Genomic DNA, 18278 nt, shown 5'->3' with positions numbered 1-18278 from the left:
TTATGACCTAGACTGACTCCCCCATTGATTGCGCGCCGTGCTGGCGCGAACAATCTGCTCGTTCAAGCCTAAAGCATCGTGGTTTTCAATGCTGTCTATTAATGCCAGTAATTGTGCCGCATTGGCTTTTAAATCTAGCAAAATGGCTTCTTTATTGGCCAGCGTGATATCTCGCCACATCTCCGGGTGAGAAGCTGCAATACGGGTAAAATCCCGAAACCCCGTGGCCGCAAAATCAAAGCAAAGCTCGGCATTATGGCGATCAAGCACCGCATTCATATAGCTAAACGCCAGCAAATGCGGGACATGACTTACCGCAGAAAAAACACCGTCGTGCTCTGCCGCGCTCATTTCAAACACTTGCGCACCGCAGGCTTGCCATAAGGATTTTAATAACTCGATCGATTCAGGAGCACTTTCAGCCAGCGGCGTCAACACCACTCGCCGCCCTTCATACAAACCATATTGCGCAGCGGCGGCGCCTGACAATTCAGAACCCGCAATAGGGTGACCCGGCACGCAGCGGCTTAAGTGCTGCGGCAAGTATTGCTGATAGAGCGCACATACATCCTGCTTGGTGGAGCCTGCATCACTCACGATGCAATGCGCAGGCAGATGAGGTGCAATTTGCTGCAAAAGCGCCGCCATCTGACCAACTGGCGCACTAAGCAAGACTAAATCAGCATCTACCACGGCCGAAGCGGCGTCATTACTGGCTTCGTCAATCACTTTTAACTCAAGTGCCCGCGCCAGATTGTCTGGATTGCGACCCACACCCACCACATGCTCGACGCACTTTGCCCGCTTGAGCGCCAAAGAAAACGAGCCTCCAATCAGGCCCGTCCCAAGCAAAACCAGCTTTTTAAGCTTGCGCATTAATCACCCAAAACCTCGAGTAATACATATTTAAATGCGGAAGCATCCGCAGGCGGATTGGCGACTTTCTCGCGCCGTACTTTGATTTTGTAGCTTTTACCCGCCACATAATCGAAGCCTTCGATCTGATTATAAAAAAGAGTCCATTGCCCAGAAGGTGTTTCACGTATTTGCATGCACTCCATTGGAGCCACACCCGTGCATGACTTTGTTTCTGGCGCAATATAGAGCACTTGCTCGATGGCATCGGCCTGACGAACAAACGTTAAGCGCTCACCCTTAGCTCCACTAAATTCTAGGCGATTTGGCTGTTTTAATTTAAAGCGCTTAGCACCTTCAAATACCGCCAGCACGGCAGATTCATTGCGTTGTGCAACATCCCCCAAACAGGCCATACGTGTTGTTGCAAGCGGACCCACTTTAAACTTAGGCACGGTGCTGATTGAGCCTGAATAACGATTGCATCCGGCAAAACCACTAATGCGATCGCCTTGAATTGTTAAGGTGGGCGCTTTTTCATGTGGACGAGACGAAGCACCTGCATGCCGCCACTCACTTAAAACATAATCACCATCGAGCAAAGAACGCGCCTCTACCAAGGCAGACAAAGACAGCAATGCGATCAGCGCTGTGTTTTTAAATATTTTCATGTCAACCCTCTGCAATTTATAAGGAACGCCCTAGCGCCGCAGCTAAAGGCCTCAATCCCGCCATGAGCTTCATTAAATCCGCCGGACTCAAGGCCTGATCTGCCGCATAGCGTGCCTCAGCAGGGCAAGGATGCACATCCAGCAACACCCCGTCAGCGCCGGCAGCTATCGCTGCTTGGGTTAAAGCAGGCACCATCCATGATTTACCACAGGCATCGCTCGGGTCGACCATCACAGGCAAATGAGTTTCCTGCTTTAATACAGCAATTGCGCTGATATCTAACACATTGCGATAGGCATTTTCAAAAGTACGAATACCATGCTCGCAAAAAATAATATTATGATTGCCTCCCGCTGCAATTGATTCAGCCGCCATCAGCCATTCAACAATCGTGGCGGATACGCCGCGCTTTAGGATAATCGGTTTATTAATTCGCCCTACTTCTCTGAGTAAATCCAGATTTTGCATATTGCGCTCGCCAATCTGAATCATCTCAATATCGTATTCCATAAAGGCATCGAGCATACGCACATCAGGCAGCTCGGCCACCACGGGTAGCTGATGGCGAGCAGCAGCGTCCTTAAGCCAAACCAAGGCTTCGCGCTCTTTTCGCGGCGCGGCATAAGGCTCTGCATGAAATGCACCGCAACGCATCAGACGGCAAGATGCTGTGGCTAGCGCGTCGGCCGTTAAATCCATTTGTTGCGCCGATTCGGCGGCATAAGGCCCGGCAATGATTTGAATTTGTGCGCCACCAATTTCAATGCCGCGCACTTTAATCGTTGTGCCATGTGGGTGGGTACTGCGAGAAACAATTTTGTATTGCTTGGCAACGCGATTAACTCGATCGACCCCTGGTAAAATCGCAAAACGGGAAGGCTCCAGCCTTTCCTCGTCACCAATCACGCCGATAATCGTCAGCTCTGCGCCACGCGAAAGATGTTCTTTTAAGCCAGACTGATGAATCTTATGCACTACCGCATCGATCTGCGCTTCACTTGCACCGTACTTCATCACAATAATCATACGATCGCCTTTTAATACGGGCTCATAAAAAACCTGCAGGTGTTTATTACTGCAGGTCTTTATTAAAATATTTTCGCCACTTATTCTTCTTTAAATTGCTTAGCTGCCAGTTCCAAATAATAGAACATCGAAACGATCGTCAATATGCCGGCCACATACAACGCCAACTCGCCCACAAATTGAGTAGAAACACCTGGCAATAAAGGTCCAGACCAAAGTAATAATAAAATAGCAACCATTTGCGCACCGGTTTTTAATTTTCCGATATAAGCAACCGCCGTGTTTTTTGATTTACCCAGCTGAGCCATCCATTCGCGTAGCGCAGAAATGGTGATTTCTCGACCAATAATAACCACCGCCAGCCATGCAGGTGCACGTGCCAGCTCGACCAATAGAATAAGCGCTGCGGCCACCATCAGTTTATCGGCAACAGGGTCTAGAAACGCGCCAAAACTGGAAGTTTGGTTCCAGCGACGTGCTAAATAGCCATCAAACCAATCGGTAATTGCCGCTAGAAAAAATAAAGAGCCCCCTACCATATTTTGCATCGTCACCGGCATCACGGTGGCTGGCAGGTAAAAAACGCCCACAAAAATAGGGATCAGCGCCACGCGCAACCAAGTCAGAAAAATCGGCAAATTAAAAGGCATGCGAATACGGAACCCAATGGCAAATATTGCAAGAAAACCGCATTCTACCAGCATGTACCGGCATATTAGCTGTCAATGGTATTTTATTGCGCGCATTCGTAAATAATCTGCAACAGGCGCTTAAAAGCCATAAAAAACCAGGCATCCTGGAATCAAGCATGTAAAACCGCATAGATTTTTTCTGCCAGTGCAGAGTTGATCCCTTCAACCTGTTTTAATTCAGCTAATGTCGCCGCCTTTACACCCTGCAAACCTCCAAAGCTCGCCAATAGTTTTTGGCGGCGCTTAGGCCCGATTCCTTCAACATCTTCCAATGAAGAAGTCACCCTCGCTTTTGCTCGCCGTGCGCGGTGGCCGGTAATGGCAAAGCGGTGTGCCTCATCGCGAATTTGTTGAATCAGATGCAAAGCAGGATGATCGCGCTTGAGCAAAATGGGCGCAGGCCTGTCATTTAGAATCAATTGTTCTAGGCCCGCTTTGCGTGTCTCACCCTTGGCCACGCCCAGCAAAATAGGGCTACTCATTCCGACTTCGGTCATGGCTTCGGTCGCCATCGAGAGCTGGCCTTTGCCGCCGTCGATCAACACTACATCAGGCACAATGCCCTCGCCCGCAGCGATTTTACCGTAGCGCCGAATCAACGCTTGGCGCATCGCGGCATAATCGTCCCCAGGCGTAATGCCTTCAATATTGTAACGACGGTATTCTTTGGGCTGCATATCGAAGCGGTCGTACACCACGCAAGAAGCAACGGTGGCTTCACCCATGGTGTGCGAAATATCAAAGCACTCGATCCGCGCCACTGTATCAGGCCAATTCATCGCCTCAATCAAAGATCCTAGACGCGCGTGTTGCGTGGCAGTTTGGCTGCTGCGCTGCAAAATCGCCAACTCGGCATTTTTAATCGCCATATCCAGCCAAACCCGCCGTTCGCCATTGGGATTGCTATTCAGGATCACTTTATGTTCGGCTTGCTGGCTCAGTAAATCGGCCAAGACCGCTGCATTCTCAGGCTCTGGCTGGCAAAAAATCACCGGCGGCACATTACGATCTAAATAATGCTGCGCCAAAAACGCCTCTAGTGCGGCAGGTGCATCGTAGCCATCCGCATGAGATGGAAATAGATTTTTATCCCCCACATGCCGACCACCACGTACCATGGCCAGATTCACGCAAATCATGCCGCTGCTAATCACGCAAACCACAATATCGGCATCGACTTCACTGCTATTGCTGGATACAAATTGCTTATCCTGAATCCGCGATAGCGCACTAATTTGATCACGAATGGCGGCGGCCTCTTCAAACAACCAAGCCTCAGATGCGGTTTGCATCCGCGTTTCTAATTCGCCCAATACTTCACTGGCTTTGCCATTTAAAAAACGCACCGCGTTATTTACATCCGCGCGATAGTCGTCAGCCGTAATTAAATCCACACAGGGGGCCGAGCAGCGTTTGATTTGATGCAATAAACAGGGACGGGAGCGGTTGGCAAATACGGTATCTTCGCAGGTGCGTAGTTTGAATACCTTTTGCAATAACTGAATACTTTCTTTGACCACATAGCCATTCGGGAAAGGGCCGAAATACTGATGACGCTTATCTAATGCACCACGGTAATAAGCCAATCTGGGCGAGGCATGCCCAGTAATCACCACATAGGGATAGCTTTTATCATCTCGGAATAAAATGTTATAGCGTGGGCTTAATGCCTTAATCAGATTGTTTTCTAAAACCAGCGCCTCACCTTCAGAGCGAACGACCGTCGTTTCTAAGTTGACCACCTGTGCCAGCATCAAGCGAATACGCGGGCTGTGATCATTTTTCTGAAAATAAGAACCAACGCGTTTTTTAAGACTAATTGCCTTTCCCACATACAGCACCGTACCGTCCGCGCTAATAAAACGATAGACTCCTGGCTGACTCGGCAAGCTTTTAACTTGCTCCAAAAGGACTTCTTGCAAACTTAGGGTGACAGGACTCGAAGGGGGCTCTGGTAAAGATTGTTCAGGCATGGCTCAAAAATAGTCAGGATGAGAATGTAATTCTACCCCTAAGCCGCAGTGGCCCGCGCCAAATAAAGTGGTTTTTATACTGAACAGCACTTTGCTTGCCTTGTGAAGCAAACACCCTAGTAAGTAATGCGTTATTTTAATGACGCTTTAGCAAGAAAAAACAAAGCACAAGGGATGCGTTAGCTCTGATGGCGGAGCTAGATTTTTCTTTCTAAACTCGCCATCTGGATATCGATTCATCAGGCAGGCTTGAGGATCAAGTCAAGTCCACTGCTTGCTGCACAGGCGCGGCAAACGTAGAAACCTGTACCTCCTTAATACTTTCTTCGTGAGCGTTCACAATAAAGAGATATAGGGCGATGTGCACAAAGGCAACAAAGAAAAGAACCAGTAAGTGTGAAGTGGTTTTCATGATGGTGACTCCATTCAGTGCTGTCGATAAGCTCACTGTAATGGGCCAAATGGCGAGTAGATAGGTGTAAGCGATAAGCTGCTAAAAGCTGGGGTTGAAATGCAAAAAACAGTTATTGAAGTGCTATAAACAAAGGGGTGCGCCAAAAAAGCCGAGCGACTGCTCGGCTGCTCGGCTTTACTTGCTTAGCAATACTTCGACATAACGGCGAACACCCTCTTCTACCGTAAGGAAGTCTTCGTCGTAGCCAGACTCCCTTAGCAAGGTGGTATCGGCCTCGGTAAAGCTTTGGTACTTACCTTTGAGCGAATCTGGAAAATCAATATATTCCAGTACGCCCTGAGCGATCATTTCTTCCAAAGTGAGTACTGATTTGCCTTCGTGCTCACGGCAGGTATTGACCACAGCCAATGCGACATCGTTAAATGGCTGTGACTTGCCCGTACCTAGGTTATAAATTCCACATACATCGGGATTATCTAAGAACCATAAATTGGCTTTAACGACGTCTTCTACCGAAATAAAATCGCGGGTATGCCCGCCGTTGGCATAGCCACCATATTCACCAAACAATTTCACTTTGCCGTGTTCACGGTATTGATTGAAATGATGAAAAGCCACCGAAGCCATGCGGCCTTTATGCTGTTCGCGTGGACCATACACATTAAAATATCGAAAGCCCACTACCTGCGCGGTAATTTCATTCATACGCTGGCGCAGCACTTGATCGAATAAAAGCTTGGAATAGCCATAAACATTCAAAGGCGCTTCGCAATCTGGGCTTTCAATAAAGCCATTATCGCCATTGCCATAAGTGGCCGCGCTGGATGCATATAAGAATTGCACTTCTTCAGCTTGGCACCAATCAAACAGGGCCAAAGTATATTGATAGTTGTTATCCATCATATACTTGCCGTTATGCTCCATCGTGTCCGAACAAGCGCCTTCGTGGAAAATGGCGGTAATTTCGCCGTCATAACGCCCTTCGCTTAAATCAGAAATGAAATCTTCTTTATCGGCGTAATGACTAATTTGGCAATCGACCAGGTTTTTAAATTGATCTGGCAGGGCTAAATCATCCACCGCAATAATATCGGTTTCGCCGCGCGCATTCAGTCCCTTAATAATATTTGAGCCGATAAAACCGGCCGCTCCGGTAACTACTATTGCCATTTTGTTTTCCTTTCAAATCATCGTCATTAAAGCGTGGGCAAGATAAAACGCTTACCCACCCTACATTTAATCTTTGCCAATTCTCGTGCTGAGCGCCAAGAACAGCCAAGCGCCGTGCGGCATCCATTGCTCTGTCCAGCGCCAGCTATTGGCCATGGTGGCTATTTCAGACTTTTTAAAATCAATATCGTTTTCGTCATTTAAGCCGCTGGTAATTCCATTGCACACTCCGCCCGGCGCATTATAAAAGCCGACCTCATAGCGTGGATTATTGCGGCCCCAACCTTGCAGCATGCAGGCGTCAAATGGGTTTGCGCCTAGCAGCCAATCCAGCGCAGCTTGCTCGTATTTTGCCAATTGTGTGACTAGGGGCGATTCACTAGCAAACAGCGTTTGTGCGCGTGAGCTAGCTGCCGCGATCGAGCCTAGCCTAGCGTTCTCGCCCTGCCACCAATAGCCAGTGCCATTGTCATGCGGAATAAAAAACTGCTCGCGTCCTGTTTCGCCAGCTTGCTTTACAAACTGCCGTGGATAGCCAAAGGGATTGTTTGCGCTGGCAAAAGTGATTTTGAATTCATACTCAAAAGCACAGCGCAGCACTTCGCGAATCCGCCCAACTAAAGGCGAGCCAGGCACAACTTCGATAAAGCGCATCAGCGCGATATAAGGCAGGCCCGCTTCCGCAGCGTGAAAATAACTACGATCCCCAGCAGCATCGGCCTTAAACCAACCTTGTGCCGTTTGTCGTTCCAATAGATTTAAAACACGCCGTGCAGCGGCATCTGCATAAATCCCTTCGCCACTCACTGCCAGTAATTCGCAAGCCGCCAGCAAGGCGCAGTAATCGTCGATAATGTTTTCAACGCCATTATCTAAGTATTCAAGATTGTGCTGCTCAAGATGGGCAAAACCACGCTGCGCTGCTTGCAGATATTGAGCACGACTGAACTCGCCATCACGCTGCAAAACCGATGCGCGCGCCAAAGCGGCAATCGCCACGCCACCGCCCTGACGGTAGCCCGCTTGATAGCTGGCAAACTTCTCGCCTTTTTGCGTTTCATAAGCGCAAATATCACGCCGGTTTTCGTCTTTAGACCATTGATCAAATACGGTAATATAAAAATAACCCGCCGGATCTTGCATACGCAGCAGGTAATCCGCGCCGTGCAAGGCTTCGTCGACGATTCTTTCATTAAACCACTTGGATTGCGGCGGCAACTGCGCCAAGCCGTCGAGCAAATTCCACACCACTTGCGGTGTTTGCTGCGGATTCATAAAGTTGGCAAACGACAAATGGCTCAGATATTTAGAGCAATCCCCCGACGCATCGTACCAACCACCGTGCACATCTCGGCGCTCTTCACTCCCCCACTTAGGTCGACTACGATCGGCTTCGTCATACAAACCAGTGCAACGCTGGCCTTTGATGTAATGCACGACATCCGACAGGATTTGCTCAGAAAATAGCTTTTTAGCAATGCTAAAAGTATGCGAGGCAAAAGGAGGATTGATGCCATCAACGACTAGAAAATACTCACCCTCAACATCTAAGGAAGAGAAATCAGCCGTCCAGTAATGCCACCTCCCCTCGCCCCAATGATCTACGCCGCCGCTTTGCTTGATCTCACCCGCAAAAGCCAGCTCGCGGCTCTCTGCGTGATACACGCTAAAATGGCGTGCTGCAAAATCAGTAGGCGCATCAATAATGGCGGTTTTTTGCCCTGCCAATTCAAAACCAAGGTGATTCAATAATATTTTCATTTACGCGCCCCCGTGTGTATTCAGCCAGTTACGTACAGCACCCAGCATCCCCGCATGATTACCTGCAGTTGCAAGTGCCAGTTTGGTCATTGTTTTAAAATCGGGTAAAAGTTGTTGATCAACAGCATTGCGAATAGCGCTCAAAAAAAGCTCGCCGCGCCCTGCAATGCCGCCGCCCAATACAATTTTTTCTGGATTAAAGGCGTAGATTAAATTGGCAATCCCCGTAGCGAGTAGATCTAACCACTCAGCCACCACCTTTTGCATCAGGGCATCCCCAGCATCTAGGCGAGCAAAAATCACTTTGCCATTTAATCCAGCCCCTCCTGTTGTGGCTTCTGCGCTGCGCACCAAGCCCGACATCGACGCTTGCGATTCCCAAATCTGCCCGCCGATCTTCATATAGCCCCACTCACCGGCTGCGGCGCGATGGCCACGATGTAAGCGCCCGCCCAAAACAATACCACCACCAATCCCTGTGCCAATGGCAATCGCCAGATAATCTTGAACGCCTTGTGCTGCGCCCGTCCAGCCTTCGGCCAGTGCTACACAGTTCACATCATTTTCTGCCGTTGTAGGCAAGCCAAAAGCGTTTTCGAATGTAGGGATCAGCGCTATTCCGGGGTAATCCGGCACGGCTTCGGCGGCACCAAGCACCGTACCACGAAGAGGCTCGATCAGGCCAAGGCTGCTAATGGCAATACCAATCGGCTGATACTGGGCAATCAAGGGCTGGGCTAAAGCCAGCAATCTGGACAATAAAGCGGGGCCGCCATCTGCCGCGCAGGTATTTTGAACTTCAGCATAAAGCACTTCACCCGTGTCGCTAACGATGCCGTATTTAATTTGTGTGCCGCCAATATCAAAGGCTAAGAGATGGCTCACTCGTTAATTTCCCACTGAATAGCTAATTTGCCCTGAGCGAGCAGATAGCGATTAGCCGCGGAAAAATGTCCATTGCCAATAAAGCCGCGATAGACCGATAACGGCGAAGGATGCGCTGAACACAAGATGCAATGCCGATTGGCATCAATCAAGGCTTGCTTCTTTTGCGCATAAGCGCCCCAAAGCATAAATACGATATGGCTGTGTTGTGCAGCTAGTGACTTAATTAAAGCATCGGTCAGCACTTCCCAGCCCTGTCTGGCGTGCGACGCGGCTTTATCGGCCTCAACGGTTAACACACAATTGAGCAACAAAACACCCTGCGCCGCCCATGCTTCCAGATTCCCATGCTGAGGTGGGTTGTGGCCTAGATCGCGCGCCACTTCTTTAAAGATATTGACTAAGGATGGCGGCGACTTAACGCCAATGGGCACAGAAAAGCTTAAGCCATGCGCCTGGCCCGCGCCATGATAGGGATCTTGTCCAAGCACAACCACCCTGACCTGCTCTGGCTTCATATATTCAAGCGCGGCAAACCATTGCGATGGCTTGGGATAAATCAGCTTACCTGCAGCAAGTTCAGCCTCTAAAAATGTACCCAGCTGCTGCCACTTTGCACTTTGCAATACATCACTCACTAAAGGCTGCCATGCGGCAGGCAACGTCATCACGTTTGTGCTCCGCGCTCGGCATGCACAATGTGGCGATGGTTTCTGAAAACAGTGCGCTCAAACCAATCCCGTAAGGCTTCTTCTTTTAATAACAAACGGGCCGTTACTGTATACGCTTGATCCGCTCCCACGCATGCAACAATTTCGGCAGGTAATTGCAGGGAAAAAGGCAATACTTGCGAAAGACTGATTGCCAACGCGCCATGCGCCCCCACAGGCAAGGCAGCCACATCACGCCAAGAGATCGTCTCTAAACCAATCACGACTTCTTTAGCTGCAGGCAGATTATGGCTGGCATTTTTAGCAGTCCAAAGCAGCATCAAATCCAGCTTGGCATGCAAGGCGTCTTGCGCATGGCTTCGCTCATCACTTGTGGATTCAAACTCGGCCAAAACAGCAAGGTATCGCGTAGCCTCAAAAGCACTTTGCTGCCACACGCCATGCCACACCAAGGGCAAATGGGCCGAAAAATGCACACCATCAGGAACAGGAAGCTGATTCATAGGGTTTAACCTAGGTTGTTTTTATAAATTATAACGCGACAACGTTGTCTTTTCGCAGATGACAGCTAAGCTTTCAAAAAGACCCATGACATTATTGAATTGGAACTTACACCATGCGCTATCTTGTCCTCATGATAAGCCTAGCTTTTCCCCTCGTTTCGGCCAGCGAGCCAAGTCATGATGCGCCCGCCAAAGCCCCTGCAAAGGCAAGCCCTGAAGCACCTAAAACCAAGCATGATGCCCCAACTGCCAGTCATGAGGAGCCTGCACCGCCCGCCCCACATACGGCACCCGCAGGCAAGCACGGCATTCCTCCCCGCATAAGCGCCCCTCGCCCTGCCGCTAAAAAACACAAGCCCCCCACGGCGGGGCACGGCACAGCAGCCGCAAATCACGCTGCACCGCATGCAGGCGGGCATTGGGGCTATGAAGGGGGCCGGACTGGACCCAACAACTGGGGAAGCATGAGCCCTTCTTTCGCCCTGTGTGCAGAAGGAAAAGAGCAATCCCCCATTAATATCACCACCAGTTATGCGCAAGAAATGGATAAGATAAAATTCAGCTATGGCATGACAAAAATAACGGTCATTAATAATGGGCATACGATCCAACTGAATATCGACCCCGGCAGCTTTATTGAAGCATTAGGCAGCAAATATCAACTTTTGCAATTTCACTTTCACACTCCCAGCGAAGAAGCCATTGGTGGCCTTCGCTATCCAATGGTGGCGCATTTAGTACATAAAAGTGAAGAGGGAAAATTAGCCGTGGTTGCTGCATTGATTCAACAGGGCGCGCAAGATAACCCATTAATTGAAGCGTTCTGGGACAAAATACCTAGCGAGCATAATGAAACACGTACTTTTGACAAACTCACCTACAGCCCTGCTGCCTTACTGCCACTCGACCAGTCTTTTTATACTTTTATGGGTTCTCTGACCACGCCACCCTGCTCTGAAGGCGTGCGTTGGCTGGTCATGAAAAATCCACTGAGTATTTCGGCAAGGCAAATTGCTCGTTTCCAGAAAGAGTTCCCCATGAATGCAAGGCCCATTCAGGCAATCAATGCACGTAATGTAATGGAAGGCATGTAATCACGCCCCATCAAGCACCGAGCTGCCTTTGCCGTTCATAGCAAAGAATGGCGGCCGCTGCTGCCACATTTAAAGACTCAATTTGCCCGCCCATTGGAATAGTCAGCCGTAAGCTGGCCATTTCTTGCATCGCTTGCGAGACCCCCGCGCCTTCAGAGCCTAAAACCAAGGCTAAATCACCCACCAAATTCGCTTGATACGGTGCAATCGCTTGCTCAAGCACGGTAACGGCCAAATCACCATCAAACTCGGCCGCAAAAGCAGGCAAGTTTGTGTGCTCAAGCATTTCTAAAACAAAATGAGCGCCCATCCCTGCACGCAACACTTTAGGCGACCAGATATCGGCGCATTCATCGGCCAGCAGCACCTGATCAACACCAAAAGCCGCTGCAGTGCGCAAAATCGTCCCTACGTTACCAGGATCTTGCACTCCGTCCAGCAATACGCAAAAACCGTTAGTCTTAGCCGCAGCGGCAGCAGGGATACAGTAGAGCGCCATAATGCCGGTGGTGCTGGGCAAATCGCTTAGCTCAGCAAACAATACTTCATCTAAAACACATTGTTCGGCCGTAAAGCGCCGCAATACGGCGAGCACTTCCGGATTATCTAGCGCGGCAGGAGTCAGAATAATTTTTTCAACTTCGCCGCCCACATCGGCCAGCGCAAGTAAAAGGTGCGTGCCATCCAGCAGGGTTTGCCCTGTTTTACGTCGTTCACGACGGCTGGAAGACAGTTTTAATAAAGACTTAAAAAAAGGATTCTGACGTGAAGAAATAACAAGCATAAATAACCTAAAACAATCAGCGGGGCTGAGCGGGGTGATGAGATAAAGCGCGGCTGGTTAGCAAGCCAATCTGCTTAAAATGTTGATAGTGAGCATCCGCAAGGAGATCCCCTCCTCGCCGGTCTGCATAAATAATGCCTACCGCCTTATCGCCTACAAAAATCGACATAGCACAAAAATCTTCCGGCCCAATTTGGGCGCGAAATCCAGTAGGCAATATGGGCTCTAAACTCGCGGCATTACCAGAATTTAGCCAAATACTTTGCTGCTTGAGCATCAGTTTTGTCAGCAGATGCGGCTCATCCAGTTTGACATGGAGCTGCCGCGCAGGATCATTTGCCTCAATACCGTGAGCAAAACGCGCCTTGATGGCGTTTTCTCCGGCAACCAGCAAAGCAAATAAAATACGCTTCATGCCCAGCCCTTCGGCCAAAGCACGCACGGCCAAGCCCATAATCTGGTTAGCTGGCGCACCTTGCGCCCCTGCCAGATGCAAAGCCTGCATCCGCTCAGCAAGAACATCTACTTCAGGCTTGATCACTTCGGGCTTTGCCGGGGCCGCCGGCGCTGATGCCTGTGTGGCCACAACAGGCTGCGGCCATTCGCCTGGCAGCATAGGCAACCAGCGCGCAGCGGGCCAGCCTTGTTTTTGCGGCTCAGTGCGGGCGTATTGCAACATCAGGCGGTTCGTTCGCTGCCAAACATCATCAACGCTGGTGCCCAGTATTTCTGCCATGATTTGTAGCGCGCTACTTACATCTGGCTGCCACCAGCCTCGGTCAAGCAAATGAGCCAGCTGCAATGTGGCATGCTGCAAAGCCTGTCTAGATAAGACTTCACCGCCCGTATTGGCGAGCAATGCACTTAAAGATGGCGGCAACGACCAAGCTGCCAGTAAGGAATGAGGTTGATCCCGGCCACGTGGCGCGGAAGGGTCGGTATCGTGCGCTAATAGCTCAAGTATTTCTGGCACGTGGCTAAACAAGGCAGAAACAAAAACCTCGTCTAAATGCGCATCGTAACGCTCGCCAGCAAACTCACGCGCCATTTTTGCAGCAAAACGACTATCCGCAATATGCTTATGAATGCGGGCAATGGTTCGGGGATGGCTTTGCAAAACCTCTTCCAGCACAGGCATTCGGGCAAAGTGCTCGATAAAGGGGGCGATACCCATCAGCATCACAATGCCATTAATCGTGGTGATATCAGCCGCTAAGCTGCTTTTTTGCCGCTGATTAATATAACGCAGTGCTTGCGCGGTAAGCAGCGGATCTTTTAAAACAATATCGGCTAAATCGGAAGGATGCAGACGATCTGCGCGGCGCAAGGCCGCTAGTAATTGTTCACGGCTTGATTGCAAAATAGGCAGGCCGCGCCGCGCCCAATAGGCAAGCCAGGCGACATTACTTGTTGCTGCTGTTGGGGTTAGATTTTCCATACTAAAAGTCGGCTGCCTTTCCAATCTCCAATATTACATACGCGCTCAGGTGGCACATTGGGAATATCAAAGCTATTGCTAATTAACAGGCTGCCCGGACGCATTTCTTTTTGTGCCTTTGTCCAAAGCAAGCTCATGGGCTCAGGGGATAAATAAGCGTAAACCACATCATAAAGTGCTAAATCGGCGGCAAAAGCATCGCCATGTCGCCAGCCCGCTTTGCTATTGGCTAAACGAATGCGGCCAAGCAACCAAGGAAGCCATGAAAACTCAATCCCATCGACTTGCACATCAGGCCGGTGGTGAACAAACCAAGCCAGTACCGTGCCGGTGCCTGCGCCTAAATCGAGCAAACGCGCGCCTTTTGGAACCTGCTCCGCCAATCGCTCTAATGCACGTGCATTGCTTAAATAAAGGGGGACCCGATTACGCAATACGCCGCCAAAAATCATCCAGCACAATAGGAGTGCCGCCAGATACCAAAGCGGATCAATCGAGAAATGGAAACCCAGCAATAATAAAAACGGAAATGCCAAGTGAATAAATCGCCACCATTTTCCATCATGCCAGCGCAAAGCCCCAAATAAAGACAAAAGAGCAACTAAAATGGCCCAGTGCAATGCGGGCCATTTAAAAACACTGACCATCAGCGCAGCCATCATCATTGCGCATAATTGAATGATGGCAAAACGCAATGCCTGCGTCATTGATCTGTCTTTTTCACAGGAGCAACTTCTTCCTGGCTCTTTCCTGCCTGCTGACGAATATTGTCTTCCGCATCATGGTTTAACACCACAATACTGATCCGCCGATTAACGGGGTTGTAGATATTGCCCTTATCAAGCGGCACAACATCGCCAAAGCCATTCACGCGCAATATTTTTTTATCAGACAAACCACCCGCTACCAATTCACGGCGAGAGGCATTTGCACGATCCGCAGACAACTCCCAATTGCTATAGCCTTCATCTCCGCCGGCAAAACGGGAAGAGTCGGTATGCCCTGATAACGAAACCGCATTAGGGACTTCATTTAAAAACTCTGCAATTTCCCGCAACATGTCCCGACTAAAAGACTCCAAATCCGAGCTACCAGATTTAAACATCGGCCGATTCTGCTCGTCTACAATTTGAATTCTTAAGCCTTCCGCAACCATATCCAATTTTAATTGGTTTTTAAATTGAGCAAGCTTCGAGTTTGCTTTGATTTTGTTATCCATCAAAGCTTCAAACTTTTGTTTTAACTCTGATAGACGTTTTTTGTCTTTAACCGCTTCTGAAGGAGGATCACCTTTTTTAACCTGCCCCGTTTGCTTGGTTAAATCATTCCCGCCGCCCTTAATTAAAGACGTAGCGTCGCCCGCACCGTCCCCACCCGACATCGACACTTTAAGCGGGTTAGCAAAATAACTGGTAATCCCCTTCATAGTCCCCTTAGAAACCGAGCCTAATAACCACATCAATAAGAAGAAGGCCATCATCGCCGTTACAAAGTCGGCATAGGCAATTTTCCAGGCACCGCCATGATGGCCATGACCGCCTTTTTTGATGCGTTTTACAATAATGGGGCGTTGTGAATCATCGCTCATTTGGGGCTACCTTAAAATCAATGCGGTTTTACTTACCTTTGGCGCTCTTAACGTGCTCTTCCAACTCTTTAAAGCTAGGTCGATCACTACCACTGAGTGCTTTACGACCAAATTCAACCGCTACTTGCGGAGCATAGCCATTCAAGCTGGCCAACAAGGTGACTTTCACTGACTGAAAAGCAATACTCGTCGCGGCGTTTTGTTTTTCCAATACCGTCGCCAATGGACCAAAAAACCCATACGCCAACCAAATCCCCATAAATGTTCCCACCAGCGCGGCACCAATTAGCTCACCCAAGGCAGGTGGAGGTAAGTGTAAAGAACCCATCACGTGCACCACGCCCATAACCGCCGCCACAATACCGAAAGCGGGTAGACCATCGGCTAATTTGGTAATCGCATCAACGGCAACGTGTGCATCGGCATGATGAGCGTCTAATTCCACATCCATCAGATTTTCAATCTCCATGGAATTAAGATTCCCCCCCACCATTAATCGCAGGTAATCGCAGAGAAACTCAGTGAGATGATGGTCTTTTTCAATTGAGGGGTATTTAGAAATAATCGGGCTGGAATGTGGGTCTTCAATATCGGTTTCAATCGACATCAAACCTTCTTTTCTCACTTTTGAGAGAATCTCAAACATCATGGCAAATAAATCCATGAAAAAAGGCTTGGTATACGGCGTGTTTTTAAACAGTAAAGGCAGGGCTGCGACGGTTTGCTTCATCCCCTTTCCACCCTGAGCAGCAATCATCGCACCGATAGCACCACCGAAAATAATAACAATTTCTGATGGTTGCCAAAATACGGCCAAATGCCCGCCGTGAGCGGCGTAAGCGCCCAGAATACAAACACACATAAAAATATAGCCAATAATGACGAACATGCGTCAGCTTCCCTGTGATAACTATATAAAATAACTTACTCTGACTGCATATTAGAATATTGAATAGAACGCCACAACTAATCAAAGCGAATTAAACAGAAAAGTCTGATTTACCAAAGAGACGCTTGTGCATAAGCCTTGATCACCGGACCAAAACTTTTTCTATGCACAGGGCAAGGACCAAGGCGCTTTAACGCCTCTAAGTGCTGGGCAGTGGGATAGCCTTTATGCTGGGCAAAGCCATAGCCGGGATATAAAACCTCAAAGGTTTCTACATCTCTATCCCGGCTGACTTTGGCCAAAATCGATGCAGCAGAGATGCACGCTTCTAAGGCGTCCCCCCCAACAATCGCACGCCCTGGCACAGTTAAACCCTTAGGCACACGATTGCCATCGATCAAAGCTTCATCAGGCACAACAGATAAGCCAGCAACAGCACGCTGCATCGCCAGCATGGTGGCGTGCAAAATATTTAACTCGTCAATTTCTTCAATCGAGGCGGTTGCTACCGACCAAGATACAGCGCAAGACTGGATTAAATCAAAAAGCACATCACGACGACGCGCCGTGAGTTTTTTGGAATCATTTAAACCGGGCAAATCATATTGGGCGGGCAGAATCACTGCAGCCGCATACACCGCGCCCGCCAAAGGGCCTCTACCTGCCTCATCAACACCACAAATCAAACTCACGCCCTCGCTCCCAATACTGAGCACACCGCATCTGCCGCTCGTTCAGCAGCACCGCAGCGCAGGCTCAGATGCAAATCGGCAAAGCGTTGGCTTAAACGCGTAGCAAACCGCTTGTCATCGTATAAATTACTGATGGCTTGCACCAAGTTGTCCGCTGTTGCATCATCTTGCAATAGCTCAGGCACAATAAACTGCCCCGCCAGCACATTTGGCAAACTGACATAAGGCAGACGCAGTTTTCTTTTGACCATGCGATAAGTCAGCGACGACAAACGATAAGTCACCACCATAGGCTGACGCGACATCATGGCTTCCAGTGTTGCCGTGCCAGACGCCAGTAAAATCACATCCGCCGCCTGCATGGCTTCATGCGCATGACCAAACATCAAGCGAAACGGCAGCGCTTGTGCGCCCTGCTTCCAGATTTCCTGCTCAAATAGCAAGCGTGTTTCACGCGTCACAAAAGGCACTAAAAACAAGGCATTTGGATAACGCTCAAGCAGCTTTCTTGCTGTTTCCACAAATAAAGCAGCCAGCATTTCTACTTCGCTTTGGCGGCTACCCGGCAACAAAGTAAACACAGCTTTTTGTGCTGGAATTTCCAGCACTTCGCGTACAGCAAGCTGATCGGGCACCGCAGGAAAAATCTCTGCCAGAGGGTGCCCCACATAAGTGGCGGGAATAGACGCTTCCTGATAGATTTTTTCTTCGAAAGGAAAAAGCAGCAACATATGCGAAACGCATTGGCCGATTTTTTTAAGCCGTTCCGAACGCCAAGCCCAAACAGAAGGCCCAACATAATGTATCGTTGGAATACCCGCCTGTTTCAAAGCTTTTTCTAAGCCAAAATTAAAATCAGGCGCGTCAATCCCAATAAATAAATCAGGTTTATCCGCGAGCAATTGTCGTTTTAATTGCCGGCGAATGCGTAGTAATTCGGGCAAATGACGAATCACCTCCAGATAGCCGCGCACCGCGAGTTTTTCCATAGGCACAAACGAGGTGCAACCGGCGGCTTGCATTTTTGGCCCGGCAATTCCAAAGAATTCGGCATGAGGCAAGCGCTGTTTCAGGGCCAGAATTAGCTGGCTGCCTAATAAATCGCCCGAAGATTCACCAGCCACGACGGCAATACGTAGGCGGCCATGAGTATTCAATATGCGTTGCATA

19 protein-coding genes are annotated in these 18278 nt (G+C 49.3%); 1 reads left to right on the top strand and 18 read right to left on the bottom strand.

The window, feature by feature from the left end:
- The 11 genes from ACFQNF_RS17630 to ACFQNF_RS17580 form a co-directional block, all read right to left on the bottom strand.
- The gene (locus ACFQNF_RS17630; RefSeq protein WP_380189221.1) at positions 1–876 is read right to left on the bottom strand and encodes a prephenate dehydrogenase; all 876 of its coding nucleotides are present in this window, start codon (positions 874–876) and stop codon (positions 1–3) included.
- Positions 876–1526: a DUF4377 domain-containing protein gene (locus ACFQNF_RS17625; RefSeq protein WP_380189220.1), complete on the bottom strand. Its 651-nt coding sequence runs from the start codon at positions 1524–1526 to the stop codon at positions 876–878. The genes ACFQNF_RS17630 and ACFQNF_RS17625 overlap by 1 nt, the downstream gene beginning before the upstream one ends.
- Positions 1527–1542: 16 nt before the next feature.
- Complete coding sequence (locus ACFQNF_RS17620; RefSeq protein ID WP_380189219.1) at positions 1543–2553, bottom strand: 3-deoxy-7-phosphoheptulonate synthase; 1011 nt, start codon at positions 2551–2553, stop codon at positions 1543–1545.
- 80 nt (positions 2554–2633) lie between these two features.
- Entirely contained in the window at positions 2634–3203 is a 570-nt protein-coding gene (pgsA, locus tag ACFQNF_RS17615) for a CDP-diacylglycerol--glycerol-3-phosphate 3-phosphatidyltransferase (RefSeq protein ID WP_380189995.1), read from the bottom strand.
- Between the two features lie 152 nt (positions 3204–3355).
- Positions 3356–5218, bottom strand: a complete 1863-nt coding sequence (gene uvrC, locus ACFQNF_RS17610; protein ID WP_380189218.1) for an excinuclease ABC subunit UvrC — start codon at positions 5216–5218, stop codon at positions 3356–3358.
- 256 nt (positions 5219–5474) lie between these two features.
- Entirely contained in the window at positions 5475–5630 is a 156-nt protein-coding gene (locus ACFQNF_RS17605) for a hypothetical protein (RefSeq protein WP_380189217.1), read from the bottom strand.
- 177 nt (positions 5631–5807) lie between these two features.
- Positions 5808–6803, bottom strand: coding sequence for an ADP-glyceromanno-heptose 6-epimerase (gene rfaD, locus ACFQNF_RS17600; RefSeq protein WP_380189216.1), 996 nt, complete (start codon positions 6801–6803; stop codon positions 5808–5810).
- Between the two features lie 66 nt (positions 6804–6869).
- Positions 6870–8564 (bottom strand): glycoside hydrolase family 9 protein, encoded by a 1695-nt coding sequence (locus tag ACFQNF_RS17595; RefSeq protein WP_380189215.1) that lies wholly within the window; start codon positions 8562–8564, stop codon positions 6870–6872.
- Entirely contained in the window at positions 8565–9449 is an 885-nt protein-coding gene (locus tag ACFQNF_RS17590; protein ID WP_380189214.1) for an ROK family protein, read from the bottom strand.
- Positions 9446–10117 carry a uracil-DNA glycosylase gene (locus ACFQNF_RS17585; protein WP_380189993.1) on the bottom strand — a complete coding sequence of 224 codons (672 nt, stop codon included), beginning with the start codon at positions 10115–10117 and terminating at the stop codon, positions 9446–9448. Before ACFQNF_RS17585 ends, ACFQNF_RS17590 begins: the two co-directional genes overlap by 4 nt.
- Positions 10117–10623, bottom strand: a complete 507-nt coding sequence (locus ACFQNF_RS17580; RefSeq protein ID WP_380189213.1) for a PilZ domain-containing protein — start codon at positions 10621–10623, stop codon at positions 10117–10119. Before ACFQNF_RS17580 ends, ACFQNF_RS17585 begins: the two co-directional genes overlap by 1 nt.
- 113 nt (positions 10624–10736) lie before the next feature.
- Here ACFQNF_RS17580 and ACFQNF_RS17575 point away from each other — a divergent pair, with 113 nt between their 5' ends.
- A complete protein-coding gene (locus ACFQNF_RS17575) occupies positions 10737–11717 on the top strand; it encodes a carbonic anhydrase (RefSeq protein WP_380189212.1) in 981 nt (326 codons plus the stop codon).
- Positions 11718–11727: 10 nt separating this feature from the next.
- On the opposite strand, the gene ACFQNF_RS17570 is transcribed toward ACFQNF_RS17575, so the two are convergent.
- The 7 genes from ACFQNF_RS17570 to lpxB form a co-directional block, all read right to left on the bottom strand.
- A complete protein-coding gene (locus ACFQNF_RS17570; RefSeq protein ID WP_380189211.1) occupies positions 11728–12501 on the bottom strand; it encodes a TrmH family RNA methyltransferase in 774 nt (257 codons plus the stop codon).
- Between the two features lie 16 nt (positions 12502–12517).
- The gene (locus ACFQNF_RS17565) at positions 12518–13939 is read right to left on the bottom strand and encodes an HDOD domain-containing protein (protein ID WP_380189210.1); all 1422 of its coding nucleotides are present in this window, start codon (positions 13937–13939) and stop codon (positions 12518–12520) included.
- Entirely contained in the window at positions 13927–14646 is a 720-nt protein-coding gene (locus tag ACFQNF_RS17560) for a class I SAM-dependent methyltransferase (RefSeq protein ID WP_380189209.1), read from the bottom strand. Before ACFQNF_RS17560 ends, ACFQNF_RS17565 begins: the two co-directional genes overlap by 13 nt.
- Positions 14643–15527, bottom strand: coding sequence for a flagellar motor protein MotB (gene motB / locus ACFQNF_RS17555; protein WP_380189208.1), 885 nt, complete (start codon positions 15525–15527; stop codon positions 14643–14645). Before motB ends, ACFQNF_RS17560 begins: the two co-directional genes overlap by 4 nt.
- 28 nt (positions 15528–15555) lie before the next feature.
- Positions 15556–16416 (bottom strand): flagellar motor stator protein MotA, encoded by an 861-nt coding sequence (gene motA, locus ACFQNF_RS17550; RefSeq protein WP_380189207.1) that lies wholly within the window; start codon positions 16414–16416, stop codon positions 15556–15558.
- Positions 16417–16526: 110 nt separating this feature from the next.
- Positions 16527–17102 (bottom strand): ribonuclease HII, encoded by a 576-nt coding sequence (gene rnhB, locus ACFQNF_RS17545; RefSeq protein ID WP_380189991.1) that lies wholly within the window; start codon positions 17100–17102, stop codon positions 16527–16529.
- A gap of 2 nt (positions 17103–17104) precedes the next feature.
- Complete coding sequence (gene lpxB, locus ACFQNF_RS17540; protein ID WP_380189206.1) at positions 17105–18277, bottom strand: lipid-A-disaccharide synthase; 1173 nt, start codon at positions 18275–18277, stop codon at positions 17105–17107.
- Between the last annotated feature and the right edge of the window lies 1 nt (position 18278).

This window comes from Iodobacter arcticus (assembly GCF_042664895.1).
Classification (GTDB): domain Bacteria; phylum Pseudomonadota; class Gammaproteobacteria; order Burkholderiales; family Chitinibacteraceae; genus Iodobacter; species Iodobacter arcticus.
This window is presented reverse-complemented; position numbering and strand designations above follow the sequence as displayed.